Source organism: Oxalobacteraceae bacterium OTU3CINTB1, assembly GCA_024123955.1.
Lineage (GTDB): Bacteria > Pseudomonadota > Gammaproteobacteria > Burkholderiales > Burkholderiaceae_D > Rugamonas.
This window is the reverse complement of record CP099652.1, coordinates 1,178,424-1,201,345: the sequence shown is the minus strand read 5'-3', so window position 1 is coordinate 1,201,345 and position 22,922 is coordinate 1,178,424. Positions and strand designations below refer to the sequence as shown.

Below are 22,922 nucleotides of genomic sequence, written 5' to 3'. Positions count from 1 at the left end.
CTGGACCTTTGTCTACCCTTTGTAGGTAACAATGAATATAAACAAACAACACAATTCGAGTAACTTCAGATTAACAATTATTATTCATTAATCATAAATATTTACCAAATAAAATCCTGCTTACACTATGAAAGCGATGTCATCGCCCTGTCACGAAATTGTGCGGTTTTGAGCATTTTTCTGTTGTTCTTTTACAAAACAAGAATGTCTGAATCGAAACCAATAAACACGCAATAAAGTACGCAAATGAAGTAAATTCCGGCTTTTCCGGCCTACTTCCGCGCTTGTCGCAGCCATCGTCCGGCAAAGCGCTCGGGCGAAAAAAAAGCCAGTGGAGCGCTGGCTTTTCACAAAAAACAGGTCGGCAATTAAAATACTGTCATTGCTTTCTTTATGGCAACACAACGTTCATCTTCCTGATGTCTTACCAACAAAGAACGTTTAGTACCAGTCGACAAGTCCGGTAATTTAACAATCGCCGCCTGCAGGCGGGCCACGCTGGCCGGCGTGCAAGCGGCCGGGATCATCGCCTCGGCGTACGCGCGCATGAAGACCGGGCCGGCGGCCTTGTCGACCTGCCCGAGCGTGGCCAAGCGCTGCTCCGCACTCAGTTCGCTCAGCGCGCCCTGGCCGGCCGGATACATGACTTCCATCGCCTGGCGGATCTTCGAGAACGGCAACGTGGTTTGCAGATCGCCGATATTGGCCAGCCACTCGGCCTTGACCTTGGCGTCCGGACGGATCACGCGCGCGGCCAGCGCGGCGGCCTGCCCGCTGTCGGACTTGTCGCGCTCCTGCTCGGCCGCCAGCAAGTCCTCGCTGCCGGGGTAGGCAAACCGGTTCAGCCGTTCGACGATATCCCAGCGCACATCCTGGCTGACGTTCAGGCCCGGTACCACCAGCTTGCCGCTGAGAATATCGGCCAACCGCGTCAGCGCCGGCTCGCTGCTGGCCAGGTCGATAAACGTGGCAAACCAGCGACGCTGGAAATTCTTGTCGGCGCTGGCGGCCCCCGTCGCCGTAAACGCCATCTGTTCCAACTGCGCGCCCACCTTCGCCCGGTAGACGGCCGCCTGCGGTCCCATATTGTCGAGATAGGCCCTGGACTGCGCCACCTTGGTCAGGATATTGCCGAGCAAGGTGTAATCCTGCTCGCCCGGGGCCTGGGTCAGCACCGTGCCCAGGAAGGCGTTCAGCGGCAGTTTGCCGTCGCGTACGCTGTCCCACAGGCTTTGCCACAACATCGAGCGCAGCAGCGGATCGGCGACCCTGCCCAGGCTCGATTGCGCGGTGGCGAACGACTTCTTATCCAGCTGGACTTTCGCGTAGCCCCAGTCCTGGTAGTTCGGGTACGCCAGGTCGGGACAGGCCGCGCCCTTGAGTTCCGGCACGGCGGTGACGGCGCCCTTGTAGGTTACCGCCACGTTCTTGCCGAGCGATAGGCCATCCTTGTCCAGGTTGAACAGGCCGATCTGCACGCGCTGCTCGCGCAGTGTGGGCATGGCCGCGCTCGGCGCATTCTGGTGCAGGCTGAACGATTTGATCTTGCCGCCGGCGCAGCTGAACTCGGCGGCGATGGTGTTCACGCCCGGCTCGTACAGCCACTCCCTGGTCCACGGGCCGAGGTCGCGGTTGGCGGCCTTGGCCAGGCTGCCGATGAAGTCGTCGAGCTTGGCGTTCTGGTAGGAATACTTGACCAGGTAGTTGTGCACGCCCTGGCGGAACACCTCCTCGCCCAGCAGGTGGCGCAACTGCTTCAAGGTCGAGGCGCCCTTCGAGTAGGTGATCGCGTCGATATTGTCGAAGGCGTTGGCGGTCGACGGCACCGGCGTTTCGATCGGATGCGTGGTGACGCGCTGGTCCTGCGTGTAGGCGTTCTGCTTGGCGTTGGAATAGAAACTCTGCCAGGCATGGGTGAATTCGGTGGCCTCGGCCGTGGCCAGGGTGCCCATGAAGGAGGCGAAGCTTTCGTTGAGCCACAGGCCGTTCCACCATTTCATCGTCACCAGGTCGCCGAACCACTGGTGCGCCATCTCGTGCATGATGACGCCGGCCAGGCTCTCGCGCTGGGCCGCCGTCATTTCATCCTGGTGCAGGAAGGCGCGTTCGGCGAAGGTGATCGCCGCGGCGTTTTCCATCGCGCCATACAGGAAGTCCGGCACCAGCAGCTGGTCGTATTTCTCGAACTGGTAGGGCACGCCGAAGTACTGGTCGAAGAATTTCAGGCCGCGGCTGGTGTAGCTGAACCAGTCCTTGGGCGAGACCTGCGCCGCCACCGACTGGCGGGCGAACAGGCGCATCGGATATGGGCCGCTGTTGTCTTCCCACACCTTGTACGGGCCGGCGTGCATCGAGAAGTTGTACGGGCTGAGCTTTTTGCTGCGCGGGAAGGTCCAGCGCTTGCCGCCGTCCACGTCGGCCACGCCTGATTCGCGCATCGTCGACGATACCACCCAGTCGGCCGGCGCGGTGACGCTTACCTGGAAGGTGCCCTTCAGGTCCGGCTGGTCGAACAGCGCGAACATCTGGTGCGCGGCGGCCGGCTCGAAGTGCGAGTACGTGTAGACGCGGCCGTCGACCGGGTCGACCATGCGGTGCAGGCCTTCGCCGTTGGTGCTGTGCAAGCGCGTGTAGGCGATGGCGACGGTGTTGCGGCCGGCCTTCAGGTCCTGCGGCGCCAACGTGATGAACCATTGGTTGTATTGCGGCGTGACGGCCTTGCCGTTGACGGTCAGGCTGGCGATGGTCGCCTTGTCGAGGTCGATGGTCAGGGGTTGCGTGGCGTCGCTCAGGTCGAACGCCAGCGTGGTGGTGCCGGAGAAGGTTTCCTTGCCGGTCAGCGCGAATGCGAGCGTGTAGTCGACGTTGCTGACGCGTGCCGAGCGGGCGGCGGCGTCCTCTTGCGACAAATAGGCGTTCTCGGCGCGCGGGGCGGTAGTGTTGGTGGTGGTGGCGGCTGGCGTTTGGGCCATGGCCGCGCCATAGGCGAGCACCAGCGCCGCGACGATCATACTTTTTTTCATTGTTGCATCCTCAAATATGGAAACGCCCGCGACGTTGGCGGGCGTGAGATCAAGCGATCCGGCAGGGCTTATTTCTTAAGGTACGTGTCGAGCCAATCGATCACCGTGTGATGCCACAGCACCGAGTTGGCCGGCTTCAGCACCCAATGGTTCTCATCCGGGAACACCAGCAGCTTGCTCGGTATGCCCCGGCGCTGCAGCGCCGTGAACGTGCCCAGGCCCTGCGAGGTCGGAATCCGGAAATCCAGGTCGCCCTGCACCACCAGCATCGGCGTCTTCCACTTTTTCACCTGCAACGCCGGATTGAACTTCTCGTGCTTCTCCGGCACATCGTAGTAGGTACCGCCGTTTTCCCACTCGGTGAACCACAGCTCCTCGGTCGCGTAGGCCATGCCGCGCGTGTCGAACACGCCGTCATGGTTGACGATGCATTTAAAGCCGTCGGACCAGTTGCCTTCGATCCAGTTCATCATGAAGCCGCCATACGACGCGCCCAGTGCGCAGCTGCGCTCGCGGTCCAGCCACGGGAATTTTTGCACCGCCGCCGCCAGGCCCTTCTGCAAGTCCTCCAGCGGCTTGCCGCCCCAGTCGCCGCTGATCGAATCGGTGAACTTCTGGCCGTAGCCGGTCGAGCCGTGGAAATCGATGAACACGGTGGCATAGCCGGCGCCGGCGTACACCTGCGGGTTCCAGCGGTAGCTCCACGAGTTGCCGAAGCTGCCCTGCGGGCCGCCGTGCACCAGGAAGGCGACCGGATACTTGACGCCGGGCTTGGCGTCCCACGGCTTCATGACGTGGCCGTAGACGGTCTCGCCGTTGGCGCCGGCGAACGAGAACTGCTCGAACTCGCCGAACTTGACGTCCGCCAGCGCGGCCGCGTTCAACTCGGTCAGCTGGGTGGCTTGGTCGCCGCTGCCGCCGAGCTTGAACTTGTACAGCTGCGCGCCCGACGACAGGCTGGCCTGCGCCATGACGATGGTGTCGCGCGCGGCGTCGAAGCCGCTGACGTAGCCGTTGCCGGTCAACCTGGCGACCTTGCCGCTGGCGGCGTCGATGCGGAACAGCGGATGCTGGCCGATGTCGTCGGCGGTGGCCAGCAGCGCCTTGCCGTCCGGGGTCCAGCGGTAGTCGGCGATCGAGCGATCCCAGCTGTCGGCGACGGTGCGCTTCTTGCCGCTGGCCACATCGACCAGCACCAGGTGGTAGCGGTCGGCCTCGAAGGTCGGCTTGTCCATCGCCAGGTAGGCCAGCGTCTTGCCGTCCGGCGAGTAGCTGGCCTTGGTGTCCCAGGCCTGGTTGTCGGCGGTCAGGTTGGTCGGCGCGCCGCCGGTGGCCGGCACCGTGTAGACGTCGAAGTTGGTCGACCACGCCTCGGTCTTGCCGGCGATGCGGGCGGCGAACACCACGGTCTTGCCGTCGGGGCTGAAGCGGTACTCGTCGCGGTCGCCGAACGGCTTGGACGGCACGTCGCCGTCGAGCGAGCCGCTCAGGCTGACCGGCTGGGCGCTGACCTTGCCCGTGGCGTCGATCGGCGCCGAGTACAGCACGTTGTTGCGCCCGTCCGCCCACGTATCCCAGTGGCGCACGAACAGCTTGTCGTAGAGCTTGCCGCTGGCCTTGTCCCTGGCCTTGGCGTCCAGGCGCGACTTGGTGCAGGCCAGGTCGGCGCAATCGCGGAACACGGCCAGGCTCAGCGCCAGGCGGTCGCCCTGCGGCGACAGGCGGAAGTTGTCGACGTCGATCGCCAGGTCGGTGACCCTGGCCGCCTCGCCGCCGGCCAGCGGCAGCCGCCACACCTGCGATGAGCCGGAACGGGCCGACAGGAAATAGACGGCGTCGCCGTTGGGCGACCATTCGGGATCGCTGCTGCTGGCATCGGCCTGGGTCAGGCGCACCGGCGCGGCCTTGGGCGCGCGCAGGTCCAGCATCCACAATTGCGTGTTGCCGCGGTTCTTGTCCAGATTGGTGGAGCGCACGGTGTAGACGACGCGGCTGGCGTCCGGCGACAGCGCAGGGCTTCCGACCCGCTCCATCTTGACGAGGTCTTCCACGGTGAAGCCGCGCGGCGCGGCCATGGCGCTGGAGGCCGCAACAGCGGTCCCAAGCAGCAGCAGGGGTAATCTCATTCGGGGATCTCCGACGTTTGTAGAAAAATACCGGCTGGTGGCCGGTCGTCGAGCATCATACCAAGTTCGCGCGGCGGCAAGTAAATTGTTACTTTACGCAACTTTACCGGGGTGGCGTCCCGGGGCGGCGCCGGCTAATGTTTTTTGGGAAACTCGGAGATGAACTGGCGGAAGCCGGGCGTAAGGCGGGCCTGGGCGATGGCTTGCCAGTAAGCCTCCACTTGCGGCTGGTGCTTTTGGTAGAAGTCCTTGTTGACGATCAGGTAGATGGGCGTCTTCTGGAACGGCGCCGGCAGCATCTCGATCTGGCCCCGGTATTTGCGCGCCATCAGCTCGCCGCCCTCGTCGCGCTCGGTCACCACTGCCGCCACCCGCTTGCCCGCCAGTTTGGCGAACACCTGGTCCACGCTGGAGCCGCTGTCGTCGATGACGACGTCCATCTCGCGCAGCATCGGCATGTGCAGCAGGTCCGGTTGCGCCCCCACCGGTTGCCGGCCCAGGCCGATGAAGCGCTGGCCGTCCCAGTCCACCGTGTCGCCCTGCCGGCGGAACACGGAAAAGTTCAACTCGCCGACGCCGCGCCCGGGATCGGGCTGCGCGCCCTTCATCGGATAGGCGCCGTAGGCGGTGCGCTCGGGCGTAAAGGCGGCCAGCATGGCGTTGACCTGGCCGTTGCGCAAGCGGTTCATGCATTGGGAACGCGGCGCGACCAGTTGCCGGACCGCCACCGGCTGCAGCGCCGAGGCGCGCCGCAGCAGTTCCAGCGACTGGCCGCAGCCGTCAGGAAATGTCATGGGCGAGAACGGCTGGTCGAACACGCACACCGTCAGGTCCAGCGGCGCCGCCCGCACCGAAACGGCAAGCATCAAACCCGACATCAGCGAAAGCCCGTTCCACCGCTTAGCTTTGGTACGCACAGTAGATAACCCATATTCACCATTGGTACGCCAACTATATAGTTGGTATTCAGCATTGTCTATCAAACAATAAGTAACCAGCCGGGAAACAACGCGGGAAACAACGCTTGACTTATTTAAGACGACCGGTCATATTACGCACATGGCCAAACCTAACGTCAAAGAACAAATCGTCACCGCCGGCATGACCCTGCTTCACAGCAAGGGTTTCAACGCCACGAGTGTGCAAGACATCACCGAGGCGGCCGGCGTGCCGAAAGGTTCGTTCTACAACCATTTCGCCAGCAAGGAAGAGCTGGGGGTGGAGGTATTGCAGCGTTATTCGGAACAGGCCGGGCAGCTTGGCATCCGCTTGGGCGAGTCGCCGCTGCCGCCACGGGAGTGGCTGCGCGGCTACTTCGGCCAGCTGATCGAAGCCAACGTTGCGTCCGAATTCAACGCCGGCTGCATGTTGGGCAATTTCAGCACCGAGCTGTCGAACCAGAGTCCGGCCATCCGCCAACAGGCGCGGCAGTCGTTTGCCGCCATGTGCGCCATGCTGGAGCAAGTCATTGCGCAAGGGCAGCGCGACGGCGGCATCGCCATCACGCAACCGGCAAGGGAGTTGGCCAATTTCACCGCCGACGCCTGGCAAGGGGCGGTACTGCGCGCCAAGGCCGAACAAGACCGGGCGCCGCTGGACCGCTTCATCGACATGGTGCTGAACCGCGTTCTTGTGTGATCGTTTTTTTTACCCGGTTTTAAGATGACCGGTCATATTGTAAGTTGTGTTCTTAACCTGCACTCTCATTGAAAGGCATTACCATGAACATCAAAGACTCCGTCGTTCTCGTCACCGGCGCCAACCGCGGCCTGGGCAAAGCCCTGGCCGAAGCCGCCGTCAAAGCCGGCGCCCGCAAGGTTTACGGCGGCGCCCGCAATCCGGCATCGGTCACCGTGCCCGGCGTCACGCCGATCAAACTGGACGTAACCAACGCGGACGACATCGCCGCCGCCGTGCGGGCGATTCCGGACTTGACCGTCCTGATCAACAACGCCGGCATCTTCAACGGCACCGACCTGACCGCGCCCAACGCCTTGCAGGTGATGCAACAGGAACTGGACACCAACTTCTTCGGCCCGATGGCGCTGAGCCAGGCGTTCGCGCCGGCGCTGAAGAACAACGGCGGCGGCGCCATCGTCAACGTGCTGTCGGCGTTGGCCTGGATCAGCATGGCCGGCACCGGCACCTACAGCGTCTCCAAGGCGGCCGCCTGGGCGCTGACCAATGGCCTGCGCGGCGAACTGCAAGCGCAACGCACGCAGGTGCTGGCCGCGCATATGGGTTACATGGATACCGACATGGTGGCCGCCATCGAGGCCGAGAAAACCGCGCCGGCCGAGGTCGCGCGCATCATCGTCGCCGCGCTTGAAAACGGCGACGACGAAGTACTGGTCGATGAAATTTCCAGGCAAGTCAAGCAGGGGCTGGGCGCGCCGCGCGGCATCTATCTGGGCGCGCCGTTGGCGGCCTGATTTTCGCCGCATCGCAACAAAGCAAGCCGCGCCACAGCAGGCGCGGTTTGATACAAAACTTTTTTTGATAGTAAGTCGTAAACGCCTACACGGCGCCAGAAAATGGGCGCATAATTTCCCACTCAGTCAGGAAGAGTACGCATCAGTTATCACCGGCATGGCATGTGACTAACGCGTTTTCCCCGCCGGTAATCTTCGAAGTTGAGACTTATTATTGCAGCACAATTATTGCTCTTTAACTAGTTGTGAACAATTGTAAATCGACGTTGAATGAGATGAGCTCAGCGCTAAGGTAAACCCACTGGCCGCGCCGACCGCAGAGCATTCCTCGCTTGCCGCGCAGCCGAAGTCAGACGAATACGGGAAACGTTATGCTAACTGCCACTTATGTCCTACTGACACTCTCCATCGAACAGAAAAAAGAACGCCATTTCATCTCGCGGTTGCTGCAGCATGTGCAGTCGATCGCGCGCCGCCCGCAGGAGATCGATCCTGTGTTCATCGAGTCCCAGCTCAAGGAGCTGACCAGCTTTGCCGAAGCGCGCCACCAGCGCAAGGTCGAAGCGTGCCTGATGCCCGCCGTGCGCGCGGCCGATTCCAGCTGCGCCGCCCTGATGAACGACCTCGAGACGCTCAGCCGTCTGGGCGGCGCGATGCTCAACGCCGTGCACAAATGCCTGCGCCGGGCGATGCGCCGCAGCGCCTCGCAGGGCAAATTCCTGTGCCGCACGATCGACCTGTATTGCCAGAATTTGCTCAAGCGCCTCGACAAGGAAGAGCAGGAGCTGCTGCCGCTGGCGCAAAAGGTCATTTCCAGCGACGAGTGGTTCGAGATCGGCACCCAGTTCCTGGCGCAGGAAGACGGCGACGCCGCCACCAAGCCCGAGTTGCGCCCCCGCCGCAACCTCGGCACCATGAATTACAACACCCGCCCGGTGGCCGGCGGTGCGATCCGCGTTTAACCCGGTTTTACCCGCCCCCTTGCGCCACGATGGTGCGTGAAAACGCCGCCATCGTGGCGCTTTGTTGTTTTGAGTTCCCCATTGCGCCAAACGCTTGCCTAAGGTTTTAGGCACGGCTAATATCGGCTACATGCAGACCACCCTTGCCCACGCATCGTGAACCATGGCGCCACGCTTCTGCACCTGCGCGGCGCTGCCGGCATGGATGCAATTTACCGCAAAATCAGCTGGCGCCTGCTGCCGCTGCTGATGCTGTGCTGCGTGGTCGCGTACATCGACCGCGTCAACGTCGACCTCGCCCAGCGCCACATCCAGGACAGCCTCGCCTTCGGCAACCAGGTCTTCGCCTGGGGCGCCGGCGTGTTCTTCTTCGCCTACGCGCTGTTCGCCGTGCCTTGCAACCTGCTGCTGGAAAAACTCGGCACGCGCAAGATCCTGCTGCGCATGATGCTCGGCTGGGGCGCGGCCACCGCCGCCGGCGCCTTCGTGCGCACGCCGCTCGAGTACTACACGATCCGCTTCCTGCTCGGCATGTGCGAGGCCGGTTTCTTCCCCGGCGTGATCCTGTATCTGACCTATTGGTATCCGGCCGCGCGGCGGGCGCGCGTGTTCGCCGTCTTCGCGTCGGCCGCGCTGATCGGCGGCATCATCGCCGGGCCGCTGTCGGGCGCCATGCAGCAGGCGCTGCATCTCTACAGCGGTTTGCAAGGCTGGCAGTGGCTGCTGCTGGCGCAAGGCCTGCCGGCCGCGCTGTTGGGCATCGCCGCCTACTTCTATCTGGACGACCATCCGGACGATGCCAAATGGCTGTCGGGGTTCGAACAGCAGATGGTGCGGCAGGACTTGAACCGCGATGAAGCGGCGCTCGCCAAGGCCGCCGGCATCGACCCGGACGAGGACGACGACGAACCGCCGTCGGCCTTCGCCATCATCTGGTCGCTGCTGCGCGATCCGGCCATCTGCCTGCTGGCGCTCGGCAACCTGCTGCTGGCCGGCGCCAGCTACGCGCTGGCGCACTGGGCGCCGGCGCTGATGCAGCGCTGGGGCGCGGGCGGCCCGCTGGAATCCGGCCTGCTGGCGGCGATACCCGGCATCGTCGGCATCGTCGGCATGATCGCCATCGGCTACGACTCGGACCGCCGGCGCGAACGGCGCGGCCACTTCATCGCTTGCATGGTGCTGGCCGCCGGCGGCCTCGGTCTGACCATCGCCGCCGACAACGGCCTGGCGTGGTCGCTGGCCGGCATGTCGCTGGCGTCGCTGGGCATCTCGGCGGCGCTGCCGCTGCTGGCGGCCATCCTCACCGACCTGCTCAACCGCCAACGCGCCGCCATCGGCATCGCGCTGGTGGGCGGCCTGGCCATGATGGGCGGGGCCTTCGGCCCGGCCCTGAGCGCGCGCCTGCTGGCGTGGGGCGACAGCGCCGCCATGCTCGCCGCGCTGATCGGCATGTACCTGGCGACGGGGCTGCTCCTGATGCTGGCGCTGCGCATGGCGCCACGGCGCGGCGGCCCGGACGCCAAGGATGGCCTCAGAGACAAGATCGCCCGCAACTGACTGTTCGGGTAGCGTTGGGGTCCACTATAATCGTGGACGCGCCGCAATCCGGCGCTCCCGTTCACCCAACTTCAAAGCGAACTATCCATGCGTTTTGTCCTGCCTCTTTCCACCGCTATCGCCGCCGCGATCACCACCTTCGCGGCCCATGCGGCCAACGTAGCCACCCCCACACCGATCACGCTGGACCAGGCCATGGCCAATCCCGACTGGATCGGCAACCCGGTCGAATCGGCATGGTGGGGCTGGGACAGCCGCCAGGTCTACTTCAAGCAAAAACGCGCCGGCTCGCCGCTGCGCGACACTTTCCAGATCGCCGCCGGCGGTCCGAAGCTGGTGGACGACAAACAGCTGGCAAACCTCGACAGCGCCGACCCGGTCTACAACCGCGACCACACGCGCGCGATCTTGCTGCGCAACGGCGACCTGTTCGAACGTGACTTGAAAAGCGGCGCGCTGACACAAATCGTACGCGGCACCTCCCCGGCCGCCGATCCGCAATACACGGCCGACGGCGCCGGCGTGCAGTTCCGCGTGGGCAGCGACTGGTTCAGCTGGAACCGCGCCGAGCGCCTGGTGTCGCCGGTGGCCGTGCTGCGCACCGCCAAGGACCCCGACGCCGCGCCGGACGCCAGCGCGCGGCGCGACCTGCAACTGCGCCTGCTCTCGACCCTGGCGCGGCAAAAGGAGGAGCGCGACGCGTTGCGCGAGCGCCGCAACCAGGAACGCGGCGCCGACGCCACGCGCGCGCCGCAGCCGGTCTACCTGGGCGAGAAGGTCGTCATCGACACCAGCGCGCTGTCGCCGGACGGCCGCTACCTGCTGGTGGTCACCAGCGCCAAGGACGGCGACAAGCGCCGCGTCGGCAAGATGCCGAAGTACGTGACCGAATCGGGCTACGAGGAGACCGACGACGAGCGCAAACGTGTCAGCGACGAAGGCCCGCAGCCGCAGCAACTCAAACTGATCGAACTGGCCACGCGCAAGGTCACCGAGCTGTCGTTCGACGCCCTGCCCGGCATCAATGTCGATCCGCTGGCCGAAATGCGCGCCGCGCGCAAGCTCGATGCGCTCAAGGGTAATCGCGGCGTGCGCTTTGAAGGCCGCGACGAATCGATCCGCTGGAGCGACAACGGCAAGCAGGTGGCCGTGATGGCGCAGGCGATCGACAACAAGGACCGCTGGATCGCCACCGTCGACCTGGCGGGCGCCAAACTGCAACCGGTGCATCGTTTGAGCGACACGGCCTGGGTCAACAACCGCGGCAACGGCTTCGGCTGGCAACCGGACAACAGCACCTTGTGGTATCAGTCTGAGGAAAGCGGCTACGCCCACATCTACCTGCAGCCCGCCGCCGCGAACGGCGCAGCGCGCGCGCTGACCTCGGGCAAATGGGAAGCGAGCAACGTCGAATGGTCGGCCGACGGCAAGACCGCCTACTTCATGTGCAACCCCAAGCTGCCGGGCACCTACGAGGTGTGCTCCAGCGGCACCACGGGCGGCACAAGCAGCGGCGCGCCGAAGGAACTGACGTCGCTGGGCGGCGTGGAGAGCTTCACGTTGTCGCCGGACGGCCGCAAGCTGCTGGTGCGCTACTCGACCGCCTACATGCCGGCGCAAATCGCCACGGTGGACAGCAGCGGCGGCGCCGCCAAGCAACTGACCGACACCCGCAACGCCGACTACAAGGAGCGCCAGTGGATCACGCCGCAAATCGTCGCGGTGCCGTCGACGCACGGCGCCGATCCGGTATGGGCCAAGCTGTATCGTCCGGCCACCCTGGAGCCGGGCAAAAAATATCCGGTCGTGATGTTCGTGCACGGCGCCGGCTACCTGCAAAACGTCACGCAGCGCTTCCCGGTCTACTTCCGCGAGCAGATGTTCCACAACCTGCTGGTTGAAAAGGGCTACATCGTGCTGGACATGGACTACCGCGCATCGCTCGGCTACGGCCGCAACTGGCGCACCGCGATCTACCGCCAGATGGGCCATCCGGAACTGGAAGACTACATCGACGGCTTGAACTGGATGGTGGCCAACCACCAGGGCGACGCCAAAAATGTCGGCATCTACGGCGGCAGCTACGGCGGCTTCATGACCTTCATGGCGCTACTGCGCGCGCCCGACCAGTTCAAGGCCGGCGCCGCGCTGCGTCCCGTCACCGACTGGACCACCTACAACCACGAGTACACCGCCAACATCCTCAATACGCCGGAGCTGGACCCGGAAGCGTACAAGGTGTCGTCGCCGATCGAATATGCCGACAAGCTCAAAGGCCACCTGCTGATCGCGCACGGCATGATCGACGATAACGTGTTTTATCAGGACTCGGTGCGCATGGCGCAGCGCTTCATCGAACTGAAAAAGGACAACTGGGAACTGGCTTCCTACCCGCTGGAGCGCCACGCCTACGTGCACGCCGAAAGCTGGTACGACCAATACCGCCGCATCTACCAGCTGTTTGAACGCACGCTCAAAAAGGAGTGACATTGAGCTAGCCGGCGACGAAGGCCAGGCCGTCATCAAACCCCGGCGCTGGCGCATCATCGTCTCGCAGTAGTTCCCAACTTCAACTCCAGGGTCAGGTCCACCATTTCTACACGAGCTGAACGCTACCGGGCTTTACGGCCGAGGCCGTGTAGAAATGGTGGACCTGACCCCGGATTTTTACCACATCAAATCGTCGGGGATCTGGAACGCGGCGTATGGGTCGTCCTCGTCGACTTGCGTGCTCGATTTGTTTACCCGCACCACCAGCGAGGCGTCGCGCTCGGCGATCTTGTCGGCGATCACGCGCGGCACCAGCTCCACCGCGCCGTTCATCACCACGATCACCAGCCGGCCCGCGACCAGGTGCTCGCGCACCGCCGGCGAGACGAAGATGCGCTCGATCTTGGTGCCATGCGTGAAGTTGTAGGGGATGTCGCCCTTGCCCTTGTCCTGGCGGTTTTGCCGCACCATCTGCGCGATCTGCGCGACGATCGCCTTCTGGTTGGCGGCGGCGTCGCGCTGCGCGTTCGCTTCGCGCGCGCGCTCGGCGTTCTTGCGCTGCACTTCCAGCGCGGCGATGCGCGCTTCATCGACGGTCTGCTCGCCGGTGCGGCGTTCCACCTTCTTTTGCTTGCTCTTTTCCTGGTTGGCCAGTTTGACCTTGGTCTTGTCGACCAAACCGGCTTTCAAAAACTGCTCTTGTAACGAGACCATATCGGCTACTCCGTAAATAGGCTCCGCCGCCAGCGCTGCGGCACCGGAACGCGGAAAGACGCTAGCATAGCAAATATGCCGGGGCCACCGACCTTTTCGCCACGGCCCGATACGTGCCTTCAGGAGAATCAGATGGTCAACCCCAAAAAAGTCGCCTTCGCGCTGGCCGGCCTGCTGGCCCTGCCCGGGGCGTCGGCCAAGGCGCCGCTGGAACACTATGGCATGTGCGACGCTTCGGCCGGCATCGCCGTCGACGACGAACATTTCGTCGTCGCCAACGACGAGGACAACATCCTGCGCATCTATCGCAGCGACCGCTCCGGCGCGCCGGTACAAACCTTCGACCTGTCGGACCAGCTGCGCGTCCCCGGCGCGAAACCAGGCGATAAGCAGCGCGAGGCCGACATCGAAGGCGCGGCCCTGATCGGCCGCCGGATCTACTGGATCGCCTCGCACGGCGCCAACAAGAAGGCGCGCGCGCGGCCGGAACGGCGCCAGCTCTTCGCCACCGACATCGGCGGCAAGGGCGACGACCTGACTTTGACGGTCGCCGGCAAACCCTTCACCGGCCTGCTCGACGCCATCGCCGAGTATCGGCCGTTTGAAAAATACCGGCTGCACGAAGCGGCGCAAATCTCGCCCGAGGATGACGGCGGCCTGAATATCGAAGGCCTGGCGGCGACGCCCGAGGGCCATCTCTTGATCGGCCTGCGCAGCCCCGTCGTCGACGGCAAGGCGCTGATACTGACATTGAAAAATCCGAACGAGGTGCTGGCGATCGGCGCGGCGGCCAAGGCGCCGGTGTTCGGGCCGCCCATCGAACTGCCGCTCGACGGCCTGGGCATCCGCAGCATCGACTACGCCGACAAGCTCAAGGCGTTTCTGATCGTCGCCGGGCCGCAGGATTCCGAGGGCGTCTTCAAACTTTACAAGTGGTCGGCCGGCACGCTGCCAACCGCGCTGGCGACCAGCATCGGCAAAGGCCTGAGGCCCGAAGGCCTGTTCTCGCTGGCCGACGGCAAATCGTTCCAGCTGTTGAGCGACGACGGCGACGAAAAGACCGGCGGCGTGCCGTGCAAGGAGGCGCCGCCGGAAAAGCGCAAATTCCGCAGCGTCACCGTCAGCCTCTAAACGCTACTCCGTGGCCAGCCGCTTGGCCAGGCGGTACAGGTATTCCTGGCCGTCGTACAGCGACTTGACTCGGATATGCTCATTGAGGCCATGCGCGCCCGAGCCCTCCGGCCCGTGGAACATGCCGCTGACGCCATAGGTCCAGATGCCGGCGTTGTTGAGGAAGCGGCCGTCGGTGCCGCCGGTCGCCATCGTGGGTATCACGGGCACGCCCGGCCACATGTCGTTGCTGATCTCCTCGACCGCCTTCATCAGGGCCGGCGTCAGCGGCGGCATCGGACTGGCCACGCCTTCGCCGATGCGGGTGATCTTGATCTTGTCGTCGGCCAGCACGCGCTGCAGGGTGGCCTGCACCTCGTCGATCGGCTCGCCCGGCAGAATGCGGCAATTGACGGTTGCGCGGGCGCGCTGCGGCAAGGCGTTGTCGGCGTGGCCGGCGTCGACCCGGGTCGCCACGCAGGTGGTGCGCACGGTGGAGTTATGGCCCGGATGCACCGCGTACAGGCGCTCCAGCGCCGCCGCGTCGGGCGGATCGCCCAGGATCGCCTTCATGTCGGCGCCGACCTGGCCCTTCTCGATGGTCGACATGCGTTCATAGTAAGCGCGCGTGACGTCGGACAGCTTGAACGGGAACGAGAATTGTCCCAGGCGCGACAAGCCGTCGGCCAAATGGTAGATGGCGTTGTCGCGGTACGGCGCCGAGCTGTGGCCGCCCGGATTGGTGACCTCCAGCTGGAAGCTCTGATACACCTTCTCGCCGGCCTGGATGCCGTGGCGGACCGGCGCGCCGTCCTTGTCCAGCATGCCGCCACCGCCCTCGTTGAGCGCCAGCTCGGCGTCGATCAACGGGCGGTGGTGCGTGAGCAGGTATTCGACGCCGTCGAATTTGCTCGGCACCTTCTCCTCGTCGCAGGTCAGCGCCATGACCAGGTCGCGCTTGAGGGCCGGCTTTTCCTTTTTGTAGCGGATCATGTTGGCGACGAAGGCCGCCGCCATCGCCTTGTCGTCGGAGGCGCCGCGCGCGTAAAACATGCCATCCTCCTCGACCAGCTTGAACGGATCGCGGGTCCAGTCCTCGCGCTTGGCCTCGACCACGTCGACGTGGGCCAGCAACAGCAAGGGCCTGGCGCTGCCGTCGCCCTTCATGCGCGCGACCAGGTTGCCCTTGGCCGGCCCGCCCGGCGGCACGACGATGCGCAGATCGGCGTCCTTGTAGCCGGCCGCCTTGAGGCGCTTGGCCACCTTCGTCACGGCCACGGTGCACGAGCCGACCGAGTCGGTGGTGTTGGTCTCGACCAGCTCCTGATAAATCTCGCGCAGTTGCTTTTGCACCGGCGACAGCTCCGCCGCCTGCGCCGCACCCGTTACCGTGATTGCTAATCCCGCCGTCGCCAACAACCATGCCGCTCGTCTCATACCGCTCCCGTCCAGTGGATTGCAAAATAGATAGCTCAGCAATGAAATTTATACCCCGACATTACTAGTGTCAAGAAAAGTATCCGACGTTCAAGGCTGCGCCGGGGTGCGATTTTCTTGTCCATACTTGTTGTCAGTTCGACTATTCACCAACGCTATGACTACCACCAACAACGCGCCTCCGTCCGGACAACTGGAGTTATGGGGAGGCCTGGAAGCGACCGTCAACCGGGTGCGCGACAACTACTTCAGCCAGATGGAACAGAACGGCCACGACGCCAGAATTAGCGACCTCGACCGCTTCGCATCGCTCGGCATCACCGCCCTGCGCTATCCGGTGCTGTGGGAGCTGGTCGCGCCGGACGGTCTCGACAAGGCCGACTGGTCGTGGACGGACGAGCGCCTGCCGGCGCTGCGCAGCCTCGGCATCGCTCCCATCGCCGGCTTGGTCCACCACGGCAGCGGCCCGCGCGACACCAGCCTGCTCGATCCCGCCTTCCCGGAGAAGCTGGCCGCCTACGCCGGCGTCGTTGCCCGCCGCTATCCGTGGCTCGAGCACTACACGCCCGTCAACGAACCGTGCACCACCGCGCGCTTCTGCGCCCTGTACGGGCTGTGGTATCCGCACGAACGCAGCGACCGCGCCTTCGTGCGCGCGCTGCTGAACCAATGCAAGGGGACGGTGCTGGCGATGCGGGCGATCCGCGCCGTCAACCCGCGCGCCCGGCTGATCCAGACCGACGACCTCGGCAAAACCTACAGCACGCCGGAGATGGCATGGCAGGCCGAGTTCTACAACGAGCGCCGCTGGCTGCCGTGGGACCTGCTGTGCGGCATGGTCGGACCGGAGCACGCGCTGTGGGACTATCTGCGCGAAAGCGGCGCCTCCGCCGACGAGCTGCAATGGTTCCGGGACAACCAATGCCCGCCGGACGTTCTCGGCATCAATTACTACATCACCAGCGAGCGCTGGCTCGACCATCGGGCCGAGCACTACCCGACGCAGGACGTCGGCCCGGACGGCTACGCCGACGTCGTCGCCGCCCGCGCGCTGGCGACGCCGCGACCCGGCATCGGCCCGCTGCTGCACGAGGCGTGGGAGCGCTACGGCCTGCCGCTGGCCGTCACCGAGGCCCATATCGACGCCAACCGCGAAGACCAGCTGCGCTGGCTGCTGGAGATCTGGCAGGCCGCGCAGCAAGTGCGGCGCGATGGCGTCGACATGCGTGCCGTCACCGTCTGGTCGCTGCTCGGCTCGTTCGACTGGAACTGCCTGGTCACCGAGCGCAAGGGCTACTACGAAAACGGCCCCTACGACCTGCGCGGCCCCGAACCGAGGCCGACCGCGCTGGCCACCTTGATGCGCGAGCTGGCGACCGGCCGCGCGCCGTCGAGCCCGGTGCTGCAGGGGCTGGGCTGGTGGCGCCGGCCGCAGCGCCTGGTGTGTCCGCCGATGCCGTTCGGGCCGGCGGTGGTGGCGGAACTGGTCACGCCCGCCGAGCCGGGACGCCCCATCCTGATCAGCGGCGCCAGCGGCACCCTGGGCGGCGCCTTCGCCCGGATCTGCGCCGAGCGCCACCTGGCCTGCCACGTGCTGACGCGGCAGGAAATGGACATCGCCGAACCCGCCTCCGTGGACGCCGCCATCCGCCGCTACCGGCCGTGGGCCATCGTCAACGCCGGCGGCTATGTCCGCGTGCAGCGGGCCGAGCAGGACGCCGAACGCTGCCTGCGCGAAAACGCCCAGGGGCCGGTGATCCTGGCGACCGCCTGCGCCCGCCACGTGATCGAACTGCTGAGTTTTTCCAGCGACCTGGTGTTCGACGGCAGCAAGGGCAGCCCGTACGTGGAAAGCGACCCGGTCGCCCCGCTCAACGTCTACGGCCAGAGCAAGGCCGAGGCCGAGCAGCGCGTGCTGGCGGTCCACCCGCGCGCGCTGATGGTGCGTACCAGCGCCTTCTTCGGCCCGTGGGACCGGCACAATTTCGTCACGCGGGCGCTGCGGACCTTGGCGGCAGGCCAGCCGTTCACCGCCGCGAGCGACCTGATCGTCTCGCCGACGTATGTGCCGGACCTGGTCGACACGTGCCTGGACCTGCTGATCGACGGCGAGGCCGGCATCTGGCACCTGAGCAACGGCAGCGCGGTGAGCTGGGCGGAACTGGCGCGGCGGGCAGCCGCCTTGGCCGGGGTGTCGACCGAGCGGCTACTGGCGCGACCCGCCACCGCGCTGGACATGGGCGCCGCCCAACCGCTGTTCAGTGCGCTGGGCAGCGAACGGGGCCAGCTGATGCCGCCACTGGACGACGCGCTAAGGCGCTATCTGGCGGCGCTGGACGGGGGGCTTGGCGAATCCAAACAGGACTGCTACAATAGCGCGCCTTGGCCTGGTAGCTCAGTTGGTAGAGCAGAGGATTGAAAATCCTTGTGTCGGTGGTTCGATTCCGCCCCGGGCCACCAAGAATAAGCAATAAAATCAAAGAGTTACGCGCATCAGCCCGTAGCTCTTTTTTGCGTCCCGACCAAGAGACCGCCCCCCCCCCCTATTTCTCGCACCGCCCGGCCGGCCGGTGACGTAAAATCCATGTGGCGTATTTGGGCTGAGAAGTTCTCCGCGTTCGAACATTTTGATTTCTCGTCATTGGGCGTTGCCATGCAAAATAAAAACCGGCCGGAGGAAGCACTTGCTCATCAAAATACCTACTAGACATTGGATCGGACTCGTCATCCATTGCGCGGTGTTGTCGCCGTTGGCCGCCTCCGCCGCTCCCGCCGCAGCACCGCCGACGGCGCAAGAGCTGCTGGCCGCGCAAGACCAGGAACTCGTCAGCGGCATGCTTGTGTGGGCCAAGTCTATTTTCACCTTGTCAAACGAGCTGGTGTTGGACCCGTCCTTGCGCCAGGCCGCAAACCAGATCGCACAGGAGCATTTGGCCCGCATGCGAACGCTCGGGCCTGAGTGGATTGCGCACGAGCGGGCCGCGTCGGGGAATCCGAACCTGCCTGGCCGAGCGCTGACGCAGTCGCTCTACGCGCGGTCGATCAACGAATTAGCGATCTGGTCGGTGGAGAGCGGCGGGCCGGCGCAGGACGCGGCATGGCTGAAAGCCGCGCTGGCGCCGGCGTCTTGCTACACGCCTTCTTCAGCCTACTTTGCCCAGCGGATCGGGATGATCCAGGCCGCGCCCCTTGAGAGCCGACCGGCGCTCTTGACAGGGGAACGGGAATTGCTGTCCCGTTGGGGAACCAAGCGCCAGCACTTGCCACCCCGTCCCACCCCGCAGGAGCTCAACGCTGCCGATCAAGCCATCGCGCGGATGCGCACCGGCATGCCGGTCGTCGCCGAGCCCATGGCGCCTGGCTTGGCGGGGTGGCTTTTTGACCTGGACCGCAAACCGGGCCAGTCGGACGGGGCGCAGCAGTGGGACAGGTGGAGCAGGTGCGTCAAGAGCCAGTGGTGGCTCGCTTCGCAATTGGCAGAGGGCAAGGTCGACAAGACGACGGCACTCAGCATCTATCGCTATTCCACGATGGTCAACGCCGGTGAGTACGCGCCGGCGTCCGCGTCCCGCATGGCTGCCGTAGCGCGCCCAAGCGAAGGAACGCCGGCCTATCCACCCGTTGCCGCCTTTTTCGGCGCGCAAGGATCGACCACCGTCGAGGCGCTCACCGACGGGCAGGGCAAGTTCATCAAGGCCCAGGTGGTGGCGCGCAAGATCGCGGTCCCGGGCGTGCACGACAACGCCCCCATCGCCTTCGATACGCTGTTGGACGCCGCCGCGTTGGACTACGCCGGGAAGCGGCAAAAATATGCGCCGGGCACCGACCCGGTTGTGCGCTTTGAACTGTTGTGGAAATTGAGCGAGGCTAACAATGAAGTTCCCTAATTTTTCGCGCGCGCTGTGCGCGATGACGCTCGCGGCGTTGACCGTCATGCCGGCGAAGGCCCAGGAGCGGGTCGCGCCCAACGTGGTCGAGCTGGTCGAGACGGCCTATCGGCAGGGCGACTTTGCCGAACTCGAGCGCTTGTACGCGATCTACGGCAAGGCGGGGGTGCGGTCCGAACTCACTGGCACTCCGCGCGTAACCCATTTCTGGATGGGAATTGGCAAGATCAACGACGCCAGCCTCCGGGTCACCGACGAGCATTACCAGCAACTCGACGCGCTGACGAAGCAATGGGCCGGCAAGTACCCGCAGTCGGTGCTGGCACAACTGCTCTACGCCAGCGCCCTGCTCACACATGCCTCGGCCCAGCGCGGCAGCGGGTATTCAGATACCGTCTCGCCGGCGGCGTGGGTCGGGTTTCAGAAATACCTCGACCTGGCCAACGAACAATTACAAAAAACCGAGGCGCTCGCCGCCAAGGACAGCAGCTGGAACCGCAGCATGCTGGTGACCGGCCGCCTGCTGGGCAGGAACGGTGAAGGTATGATGCGGATATTCGAGGCCGGCATTGCCAAAAATCCCGATGACGATGATCTCTACTTCCTGATGGAGGAGGCCCTGCTGCCGAAGTGGGGCGGCGATCTCAAATCGGCGCAACGCTTCATCGCATGGGTGGACAAACACACCCGCGACCAGCGCGGCCTGGAAATGTATGCAAGGCTTTACGCGGGCCTGAGCTATAGCGAGTTGAACCAGACGCTGTTCACCAGCACCAACGCATCCTGGACCAGCATGAAAATCGGCTTTGAAGATCGGTTGAAGCGCTATCCGCATACCGACCATCGGAACATGTATGCCTATTTCGCCTGCATGGCCAATGACCGCCCTTCGTTGCAAGAACAGCTTGAACTAATTGGTGACAAGTTCAACCCCATCTTTTGGGGCACCAATCCCGAACGCACTTTCGAGGCATGCAAGAAGCTGGCGCAACAAGTATAGGCGCGGGTGGTCCGCTTCCTGGCGCAAAAAGTGGGAGCGGGACTGGGATCGGGTCAAGTACTGCTCGGAACGCTGCCGGCGAGCCGCCGCGCCGGCGAAAAGCCTTCCGGTATAAGATCAGCGCGCTAGCGCAGCACCACCAGCTTGGCTTTTTTGCCGGCGCGGTAGGTGGAAACGGTCAGCGCGCCATCGCGGATATCGCCATTGGCGTCGAAGCGGATGGTGCCGGTCAGGCCGGGATACTGGATTTGGCGCAGCACCGGCAGGAACTTGACCGGGTCCGTGGAGCCGGCTTGCCGCATGGCCGCCGCCACCGTCATCGTGGCGTCGTAGGCATGCGGGGCATAGGTCTGGATGTCGCTGTGGAAGCGCGCGTGGAAGCGGGCCACGAAATCGGCGACGGCTTTTTCGTGCGCCGCATCGATGCCGCCGGCCTCGGCGCAGTAGACCGCGCCGTCGCGCAAGGTGCCGCCGGCGAGCGTGGGCAGCGCTTCTGTGCAGATGCCGTCGCCGCCCATGAAAGGCAGCGCCATGCCGAGCGCCTTCATCTGGCGCAGCACGCCCCCGGCGGTGGCGTCCATGCCGCCGAAGAACACCAGGTCCGGCTTTTTCGCCCGGATGCGGGTCAGGATGGCGCTGAAATCGCTGGCCTTGGCCGTAGTGAATTCGCGGCCGATGATTTTCAGACCCGGCACGCTAGCCTCGGCGCTTTTGATGAATTCATCGGCCACGCCCTGCCCGTAGGCGGAGCGGTCGTCGATCACGGCGATCCGGCGCGCGCCCAGGTCGTTGACGGCGTAGCGGCCCAGCGAGCGTCCCAGCATGTTGTCGTTGGCGACCACGCGAAACGCGCCGGCGAATTTCTGCCGGGTGTACGCGGGGGTGGTGGCGGACGGCGAGATCTGCACCACGCCGGCGGCGTTGTAGATGCGCGAGGCCGGCACGGTGGTGCCGGAGTTGGCGTGGCCGATGACCGCCTTCACGCCCGCATCGACCAGTTTCTGCGCCACGGCCGTGCCCTGTTTCGGATCGGCCGCGTCATCCTCGCTCTGCATGACAAAGACCGCCTTGCGCCCGCCGATGATGACGCCGCGCGCATTCAAATCCTCGATCGCCAGCGCCACGCCATTTTCCATCGCCTTGCCCAGGTGCGCGATCTCGCCGGACAGCGGCCCGGCCACGCCGATCTTGACCACGTCCTGCGCCAGGACGGCGCCGCTCCACAGGCCAGCAAGCAAAAGGGAAAGAATGCGCATCATCGCGGCTCCAGAGGTTGAGTAATGCGGCATTCTAACAACCTGACAACCATCAGGCCGATCGTCTCCGACCGAAGTTATTCCCCGGCCTGGCCTTTGCTCTAGAATGATGACATTTCCATCACTATACGGGCGAGCTATGAAACGGGTGATCTTCAACCAAAAAGGTGGCGTGGGCAAATCGACGATCGCCGTCAACCTCGCCGCCATCGCGGCCAGCCAGGGGAAGCGCACGCTGCTGATAGACATCGACCCGCAGTGCAATGCCAGCCGCTACGTGCTGGGCGCGGCGGCGCGCGAGGTGTCGCCGACCTTGGGCGCCTATTTCGAACAAGTGCTCAGCTTCAGCCAGTTCGCCCAGCCGGCCGGCCATTACGTCCACCCGACGCCGTTCGACAACCTGTCCGTCATCGTGGCCCACCCCGAACTGGGCGACCTGCAATCGAAGCTCGAATCGCGCAACAAGATCTACAAGCTGCGCGATTTGCTGCGCGAACTGGACAAGGAGTACGACGAAATCTTTGTCGACACGCCGCCTGCCTACAACTTCTTCAGCCAGTCCGCCCTGGTCGGCGCCGACAGCTGCCTGATTCCCTTCGACTGCGACGATTTTTCGCGCCAGGCGCTCTACACCCTGATCAATAACATCAAGGAGATCAGGGCCGACCACAACGCCGACCTGGTCATCGAGGGCATTGTGGTCAACCAGTTTCAACCACGGGCGTTGCTGCCGCAGCGCATGGTCGAACAGTTGAAGGAGGAAGGCTTGCCCGTCTTCGACAACAAGCTGTCGAGCTCGATCCGCATCCGCGAATCGCACGAGCGCAATTTGCCGATGATCCACCTCGACCGCAACCACAAGCTCAGCCAGGAGTACCTGGCGCTGTATGGCGAGTTGCGGGCCGCCACATGACGGTGTCAAAGTGGC

At 64.5% G+C, this 22,922-nt stretch carries 16 protein-coding genes and 1 tRNA gene; 11 read left to right on the top strand and 6 right to left on the bottom strand.

The window, feature by feature from the left end:
• Positions 1-368 precede the first annotated feature (368 nt).
• The 3 genes from pepN to NHH73_05125 form a co-directional block, all read right to left on the bottom strand.
• Complete coding sequence (gene pepN, locus NHH73_05135) at positions 369-3,023, bottom strand: aminopeptidase N (GenBank protein USX27691.1); 2,655 nt, start codon at positions 3,021-3,023, stop codon at positions 369-371.
• A 68-nt stretch (positions 3,024-3,091) separates the two neighbouring features.
• On the bottom strand, positions 3,092-5,149 hold the full coding sequence (locus NHH73_05130; GenBank protein ID USX27690.1) for a S9 family peptidase: 2,058 nt from the start codon (positions 5,147-5,149) through the stop codon (positions 3,092-3,094).
• Between the two features lie 134 nt (positions 5,150-5,283).
• Positions 5,284-6,027, bottom strand: coding sequence for a hypothetical protein (locus tag NHH73_05125; protein USX27689.1), 744 nt, complete (start codon positions 6,025-6,027; stop codon positions 5,284-5,286).
• A gap of 181 nt (positions 6,028-6,208) precedes the next feature.
• On the opposite strand from NHH73_05125, the gene NHH73_05120 reads away from it, so the two are divergent.
• The 5 genes from NHH73_05120 (at position 6,209) to NHH73_05100 (ending at position 12,587) form a co-directional block, all read left to right on the top strand.
• Complete coding sequence (locus NHH73_05120; GenBank protein ID USX27688.1) at positions 6,209-6,787, top strand: TetR/AcrR family transcriptional regulator; 579 nt, start codon at positions 6,209-6,211, stop codon at positions 6,785-6,787.
• A gap of 83 nt (positions 6,788-6,870) precedes the next feature.
• Complete coding sequence (locus NHH73_05115; GenBank protein USX27687.1) at positions 6,871-7,581, top strand: SDR family oxidoreductase; 711 nt, start codon at positions 6,871-6,873, stop codon at positions 7,579-7,581.
• A 371-nt stretch (positions 7,582-7,952) separates the two neighbouring features.
• Positions 7,953-8,543, top strand: a complete 591-nt coding sequence (locus NHH73_05110) for a hypothetical protein (GenBank protein ID USX27686.1) — start codon at positions 7,953-7,955, stop codon at positions 8,541-8,543.
• Between the two features lie 201 nt (positions 8,544-8,744).
• Positions 8,745-10,100, top strand: a complete 1,356-nt coding sequence (locus tag NHH73_05105; GenBank protein USX27685.1) for an MFS transporter — start codon at positions 8,745-8,747, stop codon at positions 10,098-10,100.
• Positions 10,101-10,187: 87 nt separating this feature from the next.
• A complete protein-coding gene (locus tag NHH73_05100; GenBank protein ID USX27684.1) occupies positions 10,188-12,587 on the top strand; it encodes a S9 family peptidase in 2,400 nt (799 codons plus the stop codon).
• A gap of 180 nt (positions 12,588-12,767) precedes the next feature.
• On the opposite strand, the gene NHH73_05095 is transcribed toward NHH73_05100, so the two are convergent.
• Entirely contained in the window at positions 12,768-13,304 is a 537-nt protein-coding gene (locus NHH73_05095; GenBank protein USX27683.1) for a DUF2058 domain-containing protein, read from the bottom strand.
• A gap of 132 nt (positions 13,305-13,436) precedes the next feature.
• Between NHH73_05095 and NHH73_05090 the strand changes: the two genes are divergently transcribed.
• Positions 13,437-14,435 carry a DUF3616 domain-containing protein gene (locus NHH73_05090; GenBank protein USX27682.1) on the top strand — a complete coding sequence of 333 codons (999 nt, stop codon included), beginning with the start codon at positions 13,437-13,439 and terminating at the stop codon, positions 14,433-14,435.
• 3 nt (positions 14,436-14,438) lie between these two features.
• Here NHH73_05090 and NHH73_05085 read toward each other — a convergent pair whose 3' ends face one another.
• Positions 14,439-15,851, bottom strand: coding sequence for a M20/M25/M40 family metallo-hydrolase (locus NHH73_05085; protein ID USX27681.1), 1,413 nt, complete (start codon positions 15,849-15,851; stop codon positions 14,439-14,441).
• Between the two features lie 157 nt (positions 15,852-16,008).
• On the opposite strand from NHH73_05085, the gene NHH73_05080 reads away from it, so the two are divergent.
• From NHH73_05080 to NHH73_05065, 4 genes are all read left to right on the top strand, one after another.
• A complete protein-coding gene (locus NHH73_05080; GenBank protein USX27680.1) occupies positions 16,009-18,270 on the top strand; it encodes a sugar nucleotide-binding protein in 2,262 nt (753 codons plus the stop codon).
• Positions 18,236-18,311: transfer RNA gene (locus tag NHH73_05075), tRNA-Phe, on the top strand. The genes NHH73_05080 and NHH73_05075 overlap by 35 nt, the downstream gene beginning before the upstream one ends.
• A 224-nt stretch (positions 18,312-18,535) precedes the next feature.
• Positions 18,536-19,738, top strand: coding sequence for a hypothetical protein (locus tag NHH73_05070; GenBank protein ID USX27679.1), 1,203 nt, complete (start codon positions 18,536-18,538; stop codon positions 19,736-19,738).
• Entirely contained in the window at positions 19,725-20,738 is a 1,014-nt protein-coding gene (locus tag NHH73_05065; GenBank protein USX27678.1) for a DUF4034 domain-containing protein, read from the top strand. The genes NHH73_05070 and NHH73_05065 overlap by 14 nt, the downstream gene beginning before the upstream one ends.
• A gap of 125 nt (positions 20,739-20,863) precedes the next feature.
• Here the strand turns inward: NHH73_05065 and NHH73_05060 are convergent, their stop codons facing one another.
• Positions 20,864-21,997, bottom strand: a complete 1,134-nt coding sequence (locus NHH73_05060; protein USX27677.1) for a branched-chain amino acid ABC transporter substrate-binding protein — start codon at positions 21,995-21,997, stop codon at positions 20,864-20,866.
• Between the two features lie 136 nt (positions 21,998-22,133).
• Between NHH73_05060 and NHH73_05055 the strand changes: the two genes are divergently transcribed.
• Positions 22,134-22,907, top strand: coding sequence for a ParA family protein (locus NHH73_05055; GenBank protein ID USX27676.1), 774 nt, complete (start codon positions 22,134-22,136; stop codon positions 22,905-22,907).
• Positions 22,908-22,922 lie beyond the last annotated feature (15 nt).

Excerpts from the sequence above, each read along its gene's own strand:
- pepN (USX27691.1), bottom strand. The coding sequence starts at position 3,023 with ATGAAAAAAAGTATGATCGTCGCGGCGCTGGTGCTCGCCTATGGCGCG.
- NHH73_05130 (USX27690.1), bottom strand. The coding sequence starts at position 5,149 with ATGAGATTACCCCTGCTGCTGCTTGGGACCGCTGTTGCGGCCTCCAGC.
- NHH73_05125 (USX27689.1), bottom strand. The coding sequence starts at position 6,027 with ATGTCGGGTTTGATGCTTGCCGTTTCGGTGCGGGCGGCGCCGCTGGAC.
- NHH73_05120 (USX27688.1), top strand. The coding sequence starts at position 6,209 with ATGGCCAAACCTAACGTCAAAGAACAAATCGTCACCGCCGGCATGACC.
- NHH73_05115 (USX27687.1), top strand. The coding sequence starts at position 6,871 with ATGAACATCAAAGACTCCGTCGTTCTCGTCACCGGCGCCAACCGCGGC.
- NHH73_05110 (USX27686.1), top strand. The coding sequence starts at position 7,953 with ATGCTAACTGCCACTTATGTCCTACTGACACTCTCCATCGAACAGAAA.
- NHH73_05105 (USX27685.1), top strand. The coding sequence starts at position 8,745 with ATGGATGCAATTTACCGCAAAATCAGCTGGCGCCTGCTGCCGCTGCTG.
- NHH73_05100 (USX27684.1), top strand. The coding sequence starts at position 10,188 with ATGCGTTTTGTCCTGCCTCTTTCCACCGCTATCGCCGCCGCGATCACC.
- NHH73_05095 (USX27683.1), bottom strand. The coding sequence starts at position 13,304 with ATGGTCTCGTTACAAGAGCAGTTTTTGAAAGCCGGTTTGGTCGACAAG.
- NHH73_05090 (USX27682.1), top strand. The coding sequence starts at position 13,437 with ATGGTCAACCCCAAAAAAGTCGCCTTCGCGCTGGCCGGCCTGCTGGCC.
- NHH73_05085 (USX27681.1), bottom strand. The coding sequence starts at position 15,851 with ATGAGACGAGCGGCATGGTTGTTGGCGACGGCGGGATTAGCAATCACG.
- NHH73_05080 (USX27680.1), top strand. The coding sequence starts at position 16,009 with ATGACTACCACCAACAACGCGCCTCCGTCCGGACAACTGGAGTTATGG.
- NHH73_05065 (USX27678.1), top strand. The coding sequence starts at position 19,725 with ATGAAGTTCCCTAATTTTTCGCGCGCGCTGTGCGCGATGACGCTCGCG.
- NHH73_05060 (USX27677.1), bottom strand. The coding sequence starts at position 21,997 with ATGATGCGCATTCTTTCCCTTTTGCTTGCTGGCCTGTGGAGCGGCGCC.
- NHH73_05055 (USX27676.1), top strand. The coding sequence starts at position 22,134 with ATGAAACGGGTGATCTTCAACCAAAAAGGTGGCGTGGGCAAATCGACG.